This window comes from Promicromonospora sp. NPDC060204, assembly GCF_042728455.1.
Taxonomy (GTDB): domain Bacteria; phylum Actinomycetota; class Actinomycetes; order Actinomycetales; family Cellulomonadaceae; genus Promicromonospora.
In genome coordinates this window covers 1-13,953 of sequence record NZ_JBHWZO010000025.1, presented here as the reverse complement: position 1 = coordinate 13,953, position 13,953 = coordinate 1, and the positions used below count along the sequence as shown (strand labels likewise).

13 protein-coding genes are annotated in these 13,953 nt (G+C 73.7%); 8 read left to right on the top strand and 5 right to left on the bottom strand.

Annotated elements, in window-relative coordinates; translation table 11 throughout:
- Positions 1-71 precede the first annotated feature (71 nt).
- Complete coding sequence (locus tag ACFWEJ_RS05630) at positions 72-983, bottom strand: DUF3152 domain-containing protein (RefSeq protein WP_377228221.1); 912 nt, start codon at positions 981-983, stop codon at positions 72-74.
- Positions 984-1,161: 178 nt separating this feature from the next.
- On the opposite strand from ACFWEJ_RS05630, the gene ACFWEJ_RS05625 reads away from it, so the two are divergent.
- The 3 genes from ACFWEJ_RS05625 (at position 1,162) to ACFWEJ_RS05615 (ending at position 3,729) form a co-directional block, all read left to right on the top strand.
- The gene (locus ACFWEJ_RS05625; RefSeq protein WP_285103239.1) at positions 1,162-1,383 is read left to right on the top strand and encodes a DUF3107 domain-containing protein; all 222 of its coding nucleotides are present in this window, start codon (positions 1,162-1,164) and stop codon (positions 1,381-1,383) included.
- Positions 1,384-1,697: 314 nt separating this feature from the next.
- Positions 1,698-3,362, top strand: coding sequence for a DEAD/DEAH box helicase (locus ACFWEJ_RS05620; RefSeq protein WP_377228220.1), 1,665 nt, complete (start codon positions 1,698-1,700; stop codon positions 3,360-3,362).
- Positions 3,363-3,432: 70 nt separating this feature from the next.
- On the top strand, positions 3,433-3,729 hold the full coding sequence (locus tag ACFWEJ_RS05615) for a DUF1905 domain-containing protein (RefSeq protein WP_377228219.1): 297 nt from the start codon (positions 3,433-3,435) through the stop codon (positions 3,727-3,729).
- A 1-nt stretch (position 3,730) separates the two neighbouring features.
- Here ACFWEJ_RS05615 and ACFWEJ_RS05610 read toward each other — a convergent pair whose 3' ends face one another.
- Both ACFWEJ_RS05610 and ACFWEJ_RS05605 read right to left on the bottom strand, forming a co-directional pair.
- On the bottom strand, positions 3,731-4,363 hold the full coding sequence (locus ACFWEJ_RS05610; protein ID WP_377228218.1) for a MarC family protein: 633 nt from the start codon (positions 4,361-4,363) through the stop codon (positions 3,731-3,733).
- Entirely contained in the window at positions 4,360-5,208 is an 849-nt protein-coding gene (locus ACFWEJ_RS05605) for a PHP domain-containing protein (protein ID WP_377228217.1), read from the bottom strand. The genes ACFWEJ_RS05610 and ACFWEJ_RS05605 overlap by 4 nt, the downstream gene beginning before the upstream one ends.
- Positions 5,209-5,398: 190 nt before the next feature.
- Between ACFWEJ_RS05605 and ACFWEJ_RS05600 the strand changes: the two genes are divergently transcribed.
- Entirely contained in the window at positions 5,399-6,226 is an 828-nt protein-coding gene (locus tag ACFWEJ_RS05600) for an alpha/beta fold hydrolase (RefSeq protein WP_377228216.1), read from the top strand.
- A 12-nt stretch (positions 6,227-6,238) separates the two neighbouring features.
- Positions 6,239-7,780, top strand: a complete 1,542-nt coding sequence (locus ACFWEJ_RS05595; RefSeq protein WP_377228215.1) for an aminopeptidase P family protein — start codon at positions 6,239-6,241, stop codon at positions 7,778-7,780.
- A 109-nt stretch (positions 7,781-7,889) separates the two neighbouring features.
- Here the strand turns inward: ACFWEJ_RS05595 and ACFWEJ_RS05590 are convergent, their stop codons facing one another.
- Positions 7,890-8,741, bottom strand: a complete 852-nt coding sequence (locus ACFWEJ_RS05590; protein WP_377228214.1) for a general stress protein — start codon at positions 8,739-8,741, stop codon at positions 7,890-7,892.
- A gap of 73 nt (positions 8,742-8,814) precedes the next feature.
- On the opposite strand from ACFWEJ_RS05590, the gene ACFWEJ_RS05585 reads away from it, so the two are divergent.
- Positions 8,815-10,122: a magnesium transporter MgtE N-terminal domain-containing protein gene (locus ACFWEJ_RS05585; RefSeq protein WP_377228213.1), complete on the top strand. Its 1,308-nt coding sequence runs from the start codon at positions 8,815-8,817 to the stop codon at positions 10,120-10,122.
- Complete coding sequence (locus ACFWEJ_RS05580; RefSeq protein ID WP_377228212.1) at positions 10,115-10,639, top strand: DUF1003 domain-containing protein; 525 nt, start codon at positions 10,115-10,117, stop codon at positions 10,637-10,639. The genes ACFWEJ_RS05585 and ACFWEJ_RS05580 overlap by 8 nt, the downstream gene beginning before the upstream one ends.
- On the opposite strand, the gene ACFWEJ_RS05575 is transcribed toward ACFWEJ_RS05580, so the two are convergent.
- Complete coding sequence (locus tag ACFWEJ_RS05575) at positions 10,594-12,528, bottom strand: hypothetical protein (protein WP_377228211.1); 1,935 nt, start codon at positions 12,526-12,528, stop codon at positions 10,594-10,596. The genes ACFWEJ_RS05580 and ACFWEJ_RS05575 overlap by 46 nt on opposite strands.
- Positions 12,529-12,645: 117 nt before the next feature.
- Here ACFWEJ_RS05575 and ACFWEJ_RS05570 point away from each other — a divergent pair, with 117 nt between their 5' ends.
- On the top strand, positions 12,646-13,785 hold the full coding sequence (locus ACFWEJ_RS05570) for an Mrp/NBP35 family ATP-binding protein (protein WP_377228210.1): 1,140 nt from the start codon (positions 12,646-12,648) through the stop codon (positions 13,783-13,785).
- Positions 13,786-13,953 lie beyond the last annotated feature (168 nt).

Sequence of the window (13,953 nt, the reverse complement as noted above, 5' to 3'; positions counted from 1 at the left end):
TCCCCGACGCCCCGCGCGGAGGCGTCGCGAATGTCCGGTTCACCCGGGGAGGGTGAGCAGTGATCCTGGTCTCAGCCCGCGTCGGGGGCGGGCCACGGCTCCGGGATGCACCCGCTCGTCGTCCTGGTCTGCTGCACCATCACGGTGGCGTGCTCGCCCTTGCCCCTGCACAGGTCGTGGTGGTACCCGATCACGTGCCCCACCTCGTGGTTCACCAGGTAGTGCCGGTAGTTCCGGACGTCCTTCCATGCCCCGGACCCCGTGGCCCAGCGCTTGAAGTTGAGCACGGCGGTCTCCTTGATGCCGCACGAGAGCTCGCCGATCGTGTCCAGGGGGAGGCAGAGCCGGTCGGTGGTGCCGGGGCTCGCGAGCACGACCCGCACGTCGTAGCGGTCCGAGTCGGTCCGGGCGAAGGTCGAGCCGTCCGCGCCGTTCCAGCCGCGCGGGTCGTTCAGCGTCGTCAGCACGGCCTCGGCGAACACCTCCGGGTCCACCGGCAGGCCCTTCTCGACCGCGACCTGGACCCGCCAGACCTTGCCCTCGGCGGGCGCCGCGTGCGACCCGCTCGCCACCACGAGCTTGCCGGACAGCTCCGGCTTCACGGTCACGTCGGTGCCGAGCAGACCGGAGCCGGGCTCCGGCGTCTGCTCGGGTTCGGCGACCGGCGCCGGCGGGGCCGACTTGCCGGCGGACGCCGCGTCCCGCTCCGGCGCACCCTCGGCCTCGACGGCCGCGCCCGCGTCCAGGGGGAAGACCGGGGCCGGCGGCGTCATGCGGTCGCCCGACCGGGCCGCCTCGTACGCGTCCCGGATCGCGTCGCCCGCCTCGACGCCGAGGTTGTCCTCGACCACGCCGGCGACGGCGGCCGCGGACGCCTCGGGCTCGGCGCCCACCGTCACCGCGACGCCCGCGCCGAGGCCGAGCACCATGCAGAGACCGAGCGCGACCATGGCGCGCCGAGGGTCCTGCCGCGGGCTGCTCACGCCGACCATCGTGCCACGCACCGGCCCGCAGGCCCACGAAGTCGTCCACAGGATGTGGACACGTATCGGCTCACGGCGAAACCGCAGGCCGACCGCCCCGGTGCGTGACTAGGATCGTCAGGCCGGGTCCCCGGACCACCGGGCACACGGCGCAATCCCCGACCGAACTGGAGTAAACGTGGACGTCACCATCGGTGTGCAGCACCTGCCGCGCGAGGTCGTGGTCGAGACCGACGAGAGCGCGGACGCCGTCGCGACGGCCGTCAAGAAGGCCCTGGCCGGTGGCCCCCTCGAGCTCACCGACTCCCGCGGCCGCCAGGTGATCATCCCTGGCAGCGCCATCGGCTACGTCGAGATCGGCTCCGAGGAGCAGCGCAAGGTCGGCTTCGGCGCCGTCTGATCCCTGCCGTAACCGACGCCGCGTGGCGGACGGCGCCCGCGAGGGCCCTCCGCCACGTGGCGTTCGTTACTAACGGGGTGCCGGGGGCGTTTCGCTAACCACACGGAAACATCCTGCGCGTACCATGAACGACGTACATCGGTTGCCCGGTCGTCACGTTCCGACCCCCGAGCCTGTGCTCCGACCTCCTCCGTGAGGCCGCCGACAGGACGCGCAGCCTGGGCCTCCCCGCCCGGCGCGCGATGATTTTCACGATCGGCTGCCGCACGAAGGCGCGATCGCCGGGCCATGAGGGCCCACCGCGCCGCGAGAAGATGAAGGCGCCAGTGACTACCACCGACACCCCGGCCGCGAGCGCGGCCACCGTGACCGACCCCGAGCCCACCGTGGCCTCGGGGCCCGACTACTCCTCCCCGTCCGCCATCCAGGCGCAGAACGTGACGTTCGCGGACTTCGGCGTCCGCCCCGAGATCGTCGCCGCGCTGCTGGACTCGGGCATCACCCACCCGTTCCCCATCCAGGCCATGACGCTGCCCGTCGCGATGAGCGGGCACGACATCATCGGCCAGGCCAAGACCGGTACCGGCAAGACGCTCGGTTTCGGCGTCCCGCTGCTGCACCGCGTCGTGGCCCCGGGCGAGCCCGGCTACGACGAGCTCGTCGCCCCCGGCAAGCCGCAGGCCGTCGTCGTGGTCCCGACCCGCGAGCTCGCGGTCCAGGTCGCGAACGACCTGGCCACCGCGTCCGCCAAGCGCAGCGTCCGCATCGTGCAGGTCTACGGCGGCCGCGCGTACGAGCCGCAGATCGACGCGCTGAAGTCCGGCGTCGACGTCGTGGTGGGCACGCCCGGCCGCATGATCGACCTCCTCAACCAGGGCCACCTCACGCTGCTGCGTGCGGCGACCGTGGTGCTCGACGAGGCCGACGAGATGCTCGACCTCGGGTTCCTGCCCGACGTCGAGAAGATCCTCGCCCGCACCCCCGCGCAGCGGCACACCATGCTGTTCAGCGCGACCATGCCGGGCGCCGTCGTCTCGATGGCCCGCCGCTACATGAAGCAGCCCACGCACATCCGCGCCGCCGAGCCGGACGACGAGGGCGCGACCGTCAAGAACATCAAGCAGGTCGTGTACCGGGCCCACGCCCTGGACAAGGTCGAGGTGCTGGCGCGGCTGCTCCAGTCCGAGGGCCGCGGCCGCAGCATCGTGTTCGCGCGCACCAAGCGCACGGCCGCGAAGGTCGCGGAGGAGCTGCAGTCGCGCGGCTTCGCCGCCGGCGCCATCCACGGCGACCTGGGCCAGGGCGCCCGCGAGCAGGCGCTGCGCGCGTTCCGCAACGGCAAGATCGACGTGCTCGTCGCGACCGACGTCGCGGCCCGCGGCATCGACGTCGAGGACGTGACCCACGTGGTCAACTACCAGTGCCCCGAGGACGAGCGCACGTACCTGCACCGCGTGGGCCGCACCGGCCGCGCCGGCAACACGGGTACCGCCGTCACGTTCGTCGACTGGGACGACGTGCCGCGCTGGTCGCTCATCGACAAGGCGCTCGAGGTCGGCTTCCCCGAGCCGGTCGAGACCTACTCGACGTCGCCGCACCTGTTCGCGGACCTGAACATCCCCGAGGGCACCAAGGGCCGCCTGCCGCGGTCCGCGCAGCACCTCGCCGGCCTGGACGCCGAGGAGCTCGAGGACCTGGGCGAGACCGGCAAGCGCAACAGCGGCTCGCGCTCCGGCGGCGGCCGCTCGGGCGGCCCCCGCTCGGGCGGCCGCCAGGGCGGCGGTTCGCACGGCGGGTCGCACCGCGGTTCCCGCTCGGCGAGCCGGTCGGACGCCGGTCCGGCAGCCGGCCCCGAGGGCGCCCCCGCCGAGCGCCCGGCGTCGGGCGGCGAGGACGACGGCCAGCGCCGTCGCCGGAGCCGCAACCGCCGCCGCACGCGCGGCGGGCGCCCGGCCGAGGGAACCCAGACCGACTCCTGATCCGGAGCCGTTGAACGTGTCAGACCCACAGATCACCCCGGTGACCTGTGGGTCTGACAGTATCGGGACCGTGCAGATCGAGTTCGCCGCTCCCCTGTGGCAGTGGCAGGTGCGTACCGACTCCTGGTGGTTCGTGACCGTGCCCCCGGAGCAGTCCGACGAGCTGGCCGACCTCCCGCTGCCACCGCGCGGCTTCGGTTCGATCCGGGTGCGGGTCACGGTCGGGAAGACCACCTGGACCACGTCCGTCTTCCCGAGCGACAGCAACGGCGGCTACGTGCTGCCGATGAAGAAGAAGGTGCGGCAGGCCGAGGGCCTCCTGCCGGAGAAGCCGGTGTCCGTGACCCTGGAGACGATCGACGTCTGAGCTAGACCGTGCGCACGAACTCGATGACGCCGTTGGCGATCATCTGCACGGCGATCGCCGCGAGCAGCACGCCCGCGATCCGGGTGACCAGCGTGACGCCGGAGTCCTTGAGCACGCGGTGCACCAGCCCGGCGAACCGCATCGCGGCCCAGGTGCAGATGCACACCGCGACGATGCCGACCCCGATCGAGGCGTAGTGCCCCACGGCCGACTCGCCGGCGCTCACGCCCTGCTGCACGAACACCATGGTCGCGACGATGGTGCCCGGCCCGGCGAGCAGCGGTGTCGCCAGCGGCACCAGCGCCACGTTCCTGCCCGAGCCGGCGTCGGACTCGCCGGCGTCCATCTTGCCCATGAGCAGCTCCAGCGCCACGAGCAGCAGGAGCAGGCCGCCCGACGCCTGGAGCGCCGCGAGCGAGATGCCCATGTGCTCCAGCAGGAGCTGGCCGAACAGCGCGAACACCACGATCACGCCGAACGCCACGAAGATCGCGGTGCGCGCGGCCCGCTTGCGGTCCTGCGCCGTCATCCGCGAGGTGAGCGCGAGGAACACCGGCACCGTTCCCGGCGGGTCCATGATCACGAACAGCGTCACGAACACCTCGGTGAACAGCGCGACGTCGAACCAGCTCACCCGAGCACCTCCAGGGCCCCCTGGTCCGCGATGGCCTCAAGGACGGCGGGCGCGGTGGTGTTCTCGCCGATCTTGTTCTGCTTGCCCGCCCCGTGGAAGTCGCTCGACCCCGTGACCAGCAGGCCCAGGGACTCGGCGAGGTCGCGCAGGCGCCGGCGCGTGTCGGGCGTGTGGTCGCGGTGGTCCACCTCGAGCCCCGCGAGCCCGACGGCGGCGAGCTCCTCGATCGTCGAGTCCGGGACGATCCGGCCGCGGGCGTCCGCCCCGGGGTGCGCGAGCACCGGCACCCCGCCCGCCGCGCGGACGGCGCGCACCGCGGCGACGGCGTCGGGCGCGTAGTGGCCCACGTAGTACTTGGTGCCCGGGCGCAGGATGGTGGCGAAGGCCTCGTCCCGGTCGCGGACGACGCCCGCCGCCACCAGCGCGTCCGCGAGGTGCGGGCGGCCCAGCGTGGTGCCGGGCTTCGTCTGGGCGAGCAGGTCGTCCCACGTGATCGGGAAGTCCTCGGCCAGCAGGTCCACCATGCGCCGGGCCCGCGACTCGCGGTCGGCGCGGGTGCGCTCGGTCTCCTCCAGCAGGTCGGGGTGCGTCGGGTCGTGCAGATAGGCCAGCAGGTGGACGCCGGTGCCCCAGCCCGGCGTCCGGGCGATCGCGGAGATCTCGGCGCCACGCACCAGGCCCACGCCGTACCGGCCGGCGGCCTCGGCCGCCTCGGCCCAGCCCGACGTCGTGTCGTGGTCCGTGATGGCCAGCGTGCCGATGCCGGCGCGGGCGGCGACCTCCACCAGCCGCGCTGGCGAGTCGGTGCCGTCGGACGCGGTGGAGTGCGTGTGGAGGTCGATCACCCCACAAGGGTAGAGATCCCCAGGGCCGGGAGAGGCACGGTGCGGTGGTGAGGTGCAGCACGCCGGGGGCGGCGCGGCGTCGGGCCCCCGCAGCAGCAGGCCCTGCGACAGCAAGCCCACACAGCACGTTCACGCCGTGTTCCGCCGTCGTACGCCGCGTGCCCAAGCCGATCCCGCATCATCGAAGGTAATGAGCAGCAACCACGAGACTCCGCCCAACACCCCTACGAGCGTGGTCTTCGTGCACGGCATGCGCAGCTCCGGTGCGATCTGGGAGAACCAGGTCAAGCACCTGCGCGCGGCCGGCCACGAGGCCGTCGCGGTCGACCTGCCGGCGCACGGCGCGCGCCGCCACGACCGGTTCACCATGGACGGCGCCTTCGAGGCCGTGGACGACGCCGTCGCATCCCTCCCGTCCGGCCCCGTCGCCCTGGTCGGCCTGTCGCTGGGCGGCTACACGTCGCTCGCCTGGGCCGCCCGGCCCGGGACCACCGAGCGCCTGGTGGGCGTGCTGGCCGCGGGCTGCACGTCCGACCCCAAGGGCAAGCCCGTCCGGCTCTACCGGGACGTCGCGCGGACCGTGGCGAACGCCGCCTACCTCTCGCGCCGCCTGACCGGCCGCGTCGTGCACCCGAGCGTGCACAGCCCCCGCCTCTCGGTGCCCTCGTTCCGCTCCCTGCGGAGCGCCCCCGGCGGCGCGGACCTGGCGCAGATCGAGATCGCGCCGCTCCAGACCGCCGAGATGTACCGGCCCACCTGGGACGTCGTCACGGACGCGCTGACGCACCTCGCCGGGCGCTCCTCGATCGCGAACGTGCGCGCCGCGCAGGTGCCGGTCTGGTTCGTCAACGGCGCGCGCGACGCGATGCGCATCGGGGAGCAGCGGCACCTCGCCGCCGCCCGCGACGGCGCGCTCGTCGTCGTCCCCGGCGCGGGGCACGACGTGAACACGGAGGCCCCCTCCGCGTTCAACCGGGTCCTCACCCGGGCGCTTGCCGACTTCGGGCGGCGTGCGTGAAACACTGGGCGCATGAGCGAGCCCACGACCACTTCTCAGCCTGACGAGCAGGGGACCGCGGACCGCGGCTCCAACCGCTCGCACCGTCCCGCCTCGACCGCGTTCAAGAACTTCGTGATGTCGCAGTGGGCCCCGCGCGCCGAGCTCGGCCTGACGCCGTCGGACGCCGCGCCGTTCACCGTCGCCCGCCGCTCCGCGCTCTCGGAGCGCCTGCCCGGCGCGCGCCTCGTGATCCCGGCGGGCTCGCTCAAGCCCCGGTCGAACGACACCGACTACCGGTTCCGGCCGCACTCGGCGTTCGCGCACCTCACGGGTCTGGGCACCGACCGCGAGCCCGACGCCGTGCTGGTGCTGCACCCGGTCGAGGAGGGCACGGGCGACTCCGGTTCGAACCACCACGCCGTGCTGTACGTGCGGCCGCTCGCCCCGCGCGACAACGAGGAGTTCTACGCCGACGCGCGCTACGGCGAGTTCTGGGTGGGCGCCCGCCCGTCGCTGGCCGACATCGAGGCCCTGACCGGCATCGAGGCCCGCCACATCGACGAGCTGGGCGACGCCCTGGGCAAGGACGTGGGCGACGGCGGCGTGCGCCTCCTCGTCGTGACCGGCGCGGACGAGGCGATCGAGGCGCTCGTCGAGGAGCTCCGGCTGGAGGCCGGCGAGACCGAGGACGAGCAGCTCGTGTCGGACGACGTGCTCGTCGAGGCCACGTCCGAGCTGCGGCTGATCAAGGACGAGTACGAGATCCAGCAGATGCGCGAGGCCGTGGCCCGCACCATCGAGGGCTTCGAGGCCGTCGTCCGCGCGCTGCCCGCCGCCAAGGAGCACCGTCGCGGCGAGCGCGTCGTCGAGACCACCTTCGACGGGCACGCCCGCCTCGAGGGCAACGCCGTGGGCTACGAGACCATCGCGGCCTCGGGCGAGCACGCCACGACCCTGCACTGGATCCGGAACGACGGCGAGGTCCGGTCGGGCGACGTGCTGCTGCTCGACGGCGGCGTCGAGGTCGACTCTCTCTACACCGCCGACGTCACGCGCTCCCTGCCCGTGGACGGCGAGTACACCGACGTGCAGCGCAAGATCTACCAGGCGGTGCTGGACGCGGCCGACGCCGCGTTCGCCGTCGCGCGGCCGGGCACCAAGTTCCGCGACATCCACGCGGCCGCCATGGAGGTCATCGCGGCCCGCCTCGAGGAGTGGGGCTTCCTGCCCGACGGCGTGACCGCCGCCGAGGCGCTGGGCGAGGACGGCCAGCAGCACCGCCGCTGGATGGTGCACGGCACGTCGCACCACCTCGGCCTCGACGTGCACGACTGCGCGCAGGCGCGCCGCGAGCTCTACCTCGACGGCACCCTGGAGGCGGGCATGGTGTTCACCATCGAGCCGGGCCTCTACTTCAAGGCCGACGACCTCGCCGTCCCCGAAGAGTTCCGCGGCATCGGCGTGCGGATCGAGGACGACGTGCTGGTCACCGAGGACGGTTACGAGAACCTGTCGGCGGCGCTGCCCCGCCGCCCGGAGGACGTCGAGGCCTGGATGGCCGCGCTGCGCTGAGGTCTGGCGCGGCGCATCAACTGACTTCGGTCGATTGCCCTGAGAGCGGTCGGTCGATTGACCGGTCTCAGGGCAACCGACCGAAGTCATTGCCTGGGTGCGGAGCGGGCTACTTCTGGTCGTCCGTCGGCGGCGCGTACGGGTTGCCCTGGTGGGGCGTCGTGCGGGACGTCGGGGAGTCGTCCGGCTCGGCAGGCTCGGCCGGCTCGGCCGGCGGGTCGGACGGGTCGTCCGACGGCGGGACCGGCGCGTCTGCCGGCGCTGCACCAGCCGCGCCAGCACCAGCCGCGCCCGGCCGCATCGCGCCGTAGCGGGGCTCGCCCGAGGGCGTGACCCAGCGCGGGTCCGGGGTGCGCGGCGTCGCCGGCGCGGCGGGCGCCGTCGGCGCGACACCGGGGGCCTGACCCGCCGGAGCCGCGGGTGCGGGCGCCGCCGGGGCCGGGACCCCGACCGAGGCCGCACCGCGCGCCTTGCCCAGGCCGCCCGGCGACTGCACGAGCAGCGCCCGTGCGTCGCTCGCGTGCTCGTGACCGCAGAGGATCGCGTAGGTGGCGGCCACGATCTGCGACGACGACGTGAAGTCGCGCCGTCCGCCCGTGAACGAGTACGACAGGATCGAGAACAGCAGGCCGAAGCCCGCACCGAGCGCGATGCCGGCGAACATCACCTGGAATCCCGAGGAGCCCGCGAAGAGCGTCAGCAGCAGGCCCACGAAGAAACCGAACCACGCGCCGGACAGGGCGCCCGCGAGCGCCACCCGGCCGTAGGTGAGTCGTCCCGTGACACGCTCGACCATGCGCAGGTCGGTGCCCACGATGGTGACGTTCTCGACGGGGAACTTGTTGTCGGAGAGGTAGTCGACCGCTTTCTGCGCCTCCAGGTAGGTGGAGTACGCGGCAACCTCGTCACCGGCCGGCAGGGTCGGGACCTTCGGGACGGCACCCGGGCGAGACATGCTCATACCCCATAGTCTCCCCTACCCGGACGATAGTGGCGAGGAGCGACGCCCCGACACGGGTCGTAGGCTGACCAGCGTGAGCGCCAGCACCAGGGTTTTCGTCGCACGTCTGGCCGGCACCGCCGTCTTCGATCCCATCGGCGACCAGGTGGGCCGGGTCCGTGACGTCGTCGTGCTGGTGCGGGCGAAGGGCGCGCCGCGGGCGGTGGGCCTGGTGGTCGAGGTCCCGGGCCGACGGCGGGTCTTCCTCCCGCTGACGCGCGTGACGAGCATCGACGCGGGCCAGGTGATCAGCACGGGCCTGGTGAACATGCGGCGGTTCGAGCAGCGGGCCATGGAGTCGGTGGTGCTGGGCGAGCTGCTGGACCGTCGGGTCCAGCTCAAGGACGGTTCGGGCGAGGTGACGATCGAGGACGTCTCGATCGCGCAGCAGCGCACGGGCGACTGGCTCGTGGACCAGCTCTTCGTCCGACGGCGGTCGACGCGCGGGTCGGCCCCGTTCCGGCGGGGCTCGACCCTGACCGTGCCGGTCGACGCCGTGCAGGACCTCACGAGCCGGTCGCCCGAGCAGGGTGCCGCCCGGCTGCTGGAGGCGTACCAGGACATGCGCGCGGCGGACCTCGCGGACGTGATCCGGGACCTGGGCACCGCGCGCCGGATGGAGATCGCCGCCGCGCTCGACGACGAGCGCCTCGCGGACGTGCTGGAGGAGCTGCCGGAGGACGCCCAGGTGTCGATCGTGTCGGGCCTGGACCGCGACCGCGCAGCCGATGTCCTGGAGGTCATGGAGCCGGACGACGCCGCCGACCTGCTCAACGAGCTGCCCGACGAGCAGGCGGCCCAGCTCCTGAACCTGATGGAGCCGGACGAGGCGGCCGACGTCCGCCGTCTGCTGGAGTACGCGGAGGACACGGCGGGCGGCCTGATGACCACGGAGCCGGTGATCCTGGGCGCGGACGACACGATCGCGACGGCGCTGGCCCAGATCCGGCGGAAGGAGCTGCCGCCCGCGCTGGCCTCCCTGGTGTTCGTGGTGCGGCCACCCCTGGAGACGCCGACGGGGCGGTTCCTCGGCGTCGCGCACTTCCAGCGGCTGCTGCGGGAGCCCCCGCACGCGGCCGTCGCCTCCATGCTGGACACGGAGACCGAATGGCTCACCCCCGACGCGTCGGTGGGTCAGGTGACGCGGCTGCTCGCGGCGTACGACCTGCTCGCCCTGCCGGTGCTCGACGCGCAGCGCCGGCTGCTGGGCGTGGTCACGGTCGACGACGTGCTGGACCACATCCTCCCGGACGACTGGCGCGGCAGCGACGACGAGCGCATGGAGGCGATCGCCGCGCAGTCGGCGGCGCGCCCGACACGACGGGGGGCCGGCCGTGCCTGACCGTCTCGACACCCCGCTCGCGCAGCGGCGCGGCCTGGTCCCCCGGTTCCGGCTGGACGAGGACGCCGTCGGCAAGGCCACGGAGGCCATCGCCCGGTTCCTGGGCACGCCGCGGTTCCTCATCTACCTCACGGTGTTCTGCCTGCTCTGGCTCGCGTGGAACATCTGGGCCCCGGAGCACCTGCGGTTCGACAGTGCGGCCAACGGGTTCACGGCGCTCACCCTGATGCTGTCGCTCCAGGCCAGCTACGCCGCGCCGCTGATCCTGCTGGCGCAGAACCGGCAGGACGACCGCGACCGCGTCACCGCGGAGCAGGACCGGCAGCGCGGCGAGCGCAACCTCGCCGACACGGAGTACCTGGCGCGCGAGATGGCGGCGCTGCGTGTCGCCCTCTCGGAGGTCGCGACCCGCGACTTCGTGCGCTCGGAGATCCGCAACCTGCTCGAGGAGCTCGACGAGAAGGACCGCGGTCAGGGCTCCACGTCGTCGTGGAGCACCACGCGCGACAGCTCGTAGGCGCCGCCCGGCAGCTTCCAGTAGTGCAGTCGGCGGGCCGACGGCGTGTTGACCTGCAGCGACACCCGCCAGCACACGGCGCCGTCGTCCCGGTGCCGGAACGGGTCGTCGCCGCCGGCGCCCGTGCGGAGGCGGTGCACCTGCAGGCCGTTCATGTCGAGCGCGAGCCCGGTCAGCACCATGACGAGCGTCCAGACCACGCGGTCGCGGCTCACGCCCTCGACCTCGGTCAGGGAGGCGAGGAAGCGCGGGCCGAGCGTGTAGTCGGCCAGGGGGCGCCCGGCCTTCTCCGCCGCGGGGATGGCGCGGGCCCACTCGGTCAGCACCTCGAACCGGAGCTGCTCCTCGTCGTCGGCGAAGTACCGCTCCTCGGGTACCTCGACCCCTGCGTCGCCCAGCCGGCGGCGGAGGCGCGCGGCCTCCTGCCGGGCCTTGCGCAGGGCCGTGGCCTGCTGCTCCGCCCGGCGTTCGCTGCGCTCGAGCCGTTCGGTGAGCTCGCCGACCCGACCCAGCAGGCGGTCGACCTCCAGCTCGACCTGGCGCCGCCGGACCTTGTCGTCCAGCAGCTCCTTCTCCAGCGCGCCCGCCCGGGACCGGGCGGCGTCGAGGGACAGGCTGAGGTCGCGGGCGGCCTTGCCGGCCGGCTCCGGCGCTGCCTCCGCCGCCGTCGGCGAGGGCAGGGCGTCGTGCCCGCCCGCGTGCCAGGCGGCCACGTCGCCGGGGGTCGGCTTGCGCTGGCCGTCGGCCGGCGTCGGCACCGGTCCGACGTCGGCGGGGCGCAGGCCGAACAGGTCGGCGGGGGTGGGCGGGCCCGACGACGGCGCGGGGCGGGTCCCGCCGAGGTCGACGGGCTCGTGGGGCTCGGCCAGCGAACCCACCACCAGCGGGCCGTCGAGCCGGGGCAGCTCGGGCTCCGACTCCGGGGGCTCGAGCCACGGCGGCCCGCCGTCGAGCAGCGCGATCGCGGGGACGGGCCGGTCCTCGGACTCGTCGACGTCGTCCAGCCGCAGCGCCAGGCCGTCCAGCGGCGCCGGGACCCGGCGGGCCAGGATCACCTCGCCCACCGTGAAGAGGTCGCTCAGCAGGTCCAGGTCGTTGCCCGTGATGGCGGCGCGGCGCACGCGCACGCGGACGCCGGGTGCCAGCGCGACGCGCACCGCCTCGTCCTCGACGCTCTCCACCCGACCCAGCACCACCTGGCCCACGCGGTAGGCGAGGTGCACCGCCCGGCGCAACGCGTCGGCGTCGGGCAGCATGCCGCGCACGTCGAGGAGGCGGCGGACCGGGTCGAGCACTCCGGTGACGCGCATCCCGGGCGCGAGCACGCGGGCGAGCGGCACGTCGGCCAGGACGAGCTCCTCCGCGACGGTGACCTGGCCGCCGTCGTCCGTGCTGACCAGGGCGCGCGTGCCGAGCACGCCCAGCACCCGGCCCTCGATGACGGTCGCGTCCGGGGCGGCCCGCGCCGCGCCGACGAGCCCGGCGCGCACCGCGAACCGCATGACGTCGCCGACCAGACGTTCGCGCACATGCGCGTCCTCGTCGGTCGAGTACGCGAAGTGCAGCGGCGAGCGGCGGGGCTGGTGCACCCAGTCCAGCTCGGTGCCGTAGACGCGGGACGCACCGCCGTAGACCTGGGTGTCGGGCGGCATGCCCGACGAGAACTCCCACGACACGTCGCCCGTGGGGATGACGACGACCTCGGCGAGCCCGGCGACGTCGTCGAGCACCCGCTGCGGGTCCACAAAGGGCACGGAGTGGCCGGCCGGGGTCGAGATGACCACCACGGGCCAGCGGCGGCCCTGGCGCTGCAGCTCGGCGGCGAGCTCGCGTGCCTGGTCCTCGGAGGCGACACGCCGAACTCGCGCTGGCACGCGTGGCTCGGTCATCGGGCCTCCTCACCCTCGGTGGTGAGGCAGCGTACCGCCACCAACTGACGGACACTGCAAGGAACCCGCCCGGGACCGCTGATCCAGGAGCGTCCGGGCCCCGCCTAAGATCGATTCATGACCGCAGTCGACTCCCCCGCGCTCGAGGCTCGTGTCCGCGACGCACTGACCGGCGTGCTCGACCCCGAGATCCGGCGCCCCATCACCGACCTGGGCATGGTCCGGTCGGTCGACGTCTCCGCGGGCGGGCACGTCGCCGTCGGCGTGGACCTCACCGTCGCGGGCTGTCCGATGAAGTCGACGCTGGTCAAGGACGTGACGGCCGCCGCGACGGCGGTCGAGGGCGTATCGGGCGTCGACGTCGAGCTGGGCGTGATGACCCCCGAGCAGCGGTCCTCGCTGCGCTCGATGCTGCGCGGCGGCGCGGGCGACCCCGTTATCCCGTTCTCACAGCCGGGCTCGATGACCAAGGTGTTCGCGGTGGCGTCCGGCAAGGGCGGCGTGGGCAAGTCGTCCGTGACGGCGAACCTCGCGGTGGCCCTGGCCGCCGACGGGCTGTCGGTCGGCGTGATCGACGCCGACATCTACGGCTTCTCGATCCCCCGGATGCTCGGTGTGGACCGGCAGCCGACGCGAGTCGACAACATGCTGCTGCCGCCCATCGCCCACGGCGTCAAGGTGGTCTCGATCGGCATGTTCGTGCCGCAGGGCCAGCCCGTCGTGTGGCGCGGGCCGATGCTGCACCGCGCGCTGGAGCAGTTCCTCGCGGACGTGTTCTGGGGCGACCTCGACGTGCTGCTGCTCGACCTGCCGCCCGGCACCGGCGACATCGCGATCTCGGTGGCGCAGCTGCTGCCGTCGTCCGAGATCCTCGTGGTCACCACGCCGCAGGCCGCGGCCGCCGAGGTCGCCGAGCGCGCGGGGTCGGTCGCGACGCAGACGTCGCAGGGCGTCGTGGGCGTGGTCGAGAACATGTCGTGGCTGGAGCAGCCCGACGGCACCCGGCTGTCGATCTTCGGCGAGGGCGGCGGCGAGCAGGTCTCGGCGCGGCTCACCCAGGTGATCGGCAAGGACGTGCCGCTGCTCGGCCAGGTGCCGCTCGACGTCGCCGTCCGGGAGGGCGGGGACGCCGGCACGCCGGTCGTGCTCGCCGACCCCGACTCGCCCGGCGCGAAGGTGCTGCGCGAGGTCGCCTCCGCGCTGGCCACCCGCAAGCGGGGGCTCGCCGGGATGCGGCTCGGGATCAACCCGGCGTGATGTGGCGGCGGCCGCTGGAGCGGCGTCGCCCGTAGGCAAGCCTCCGGACCAGCACCTCGGCGGGGCCGGTGGCCAACCTCCCCTTTGAGGCCCTGGTTTCTTCGCTTTGAGCCGCCTCAAAGCCGATCCTGCTCGCGCTGTCCACCGCATCCCCTCGGCATTCCGCTC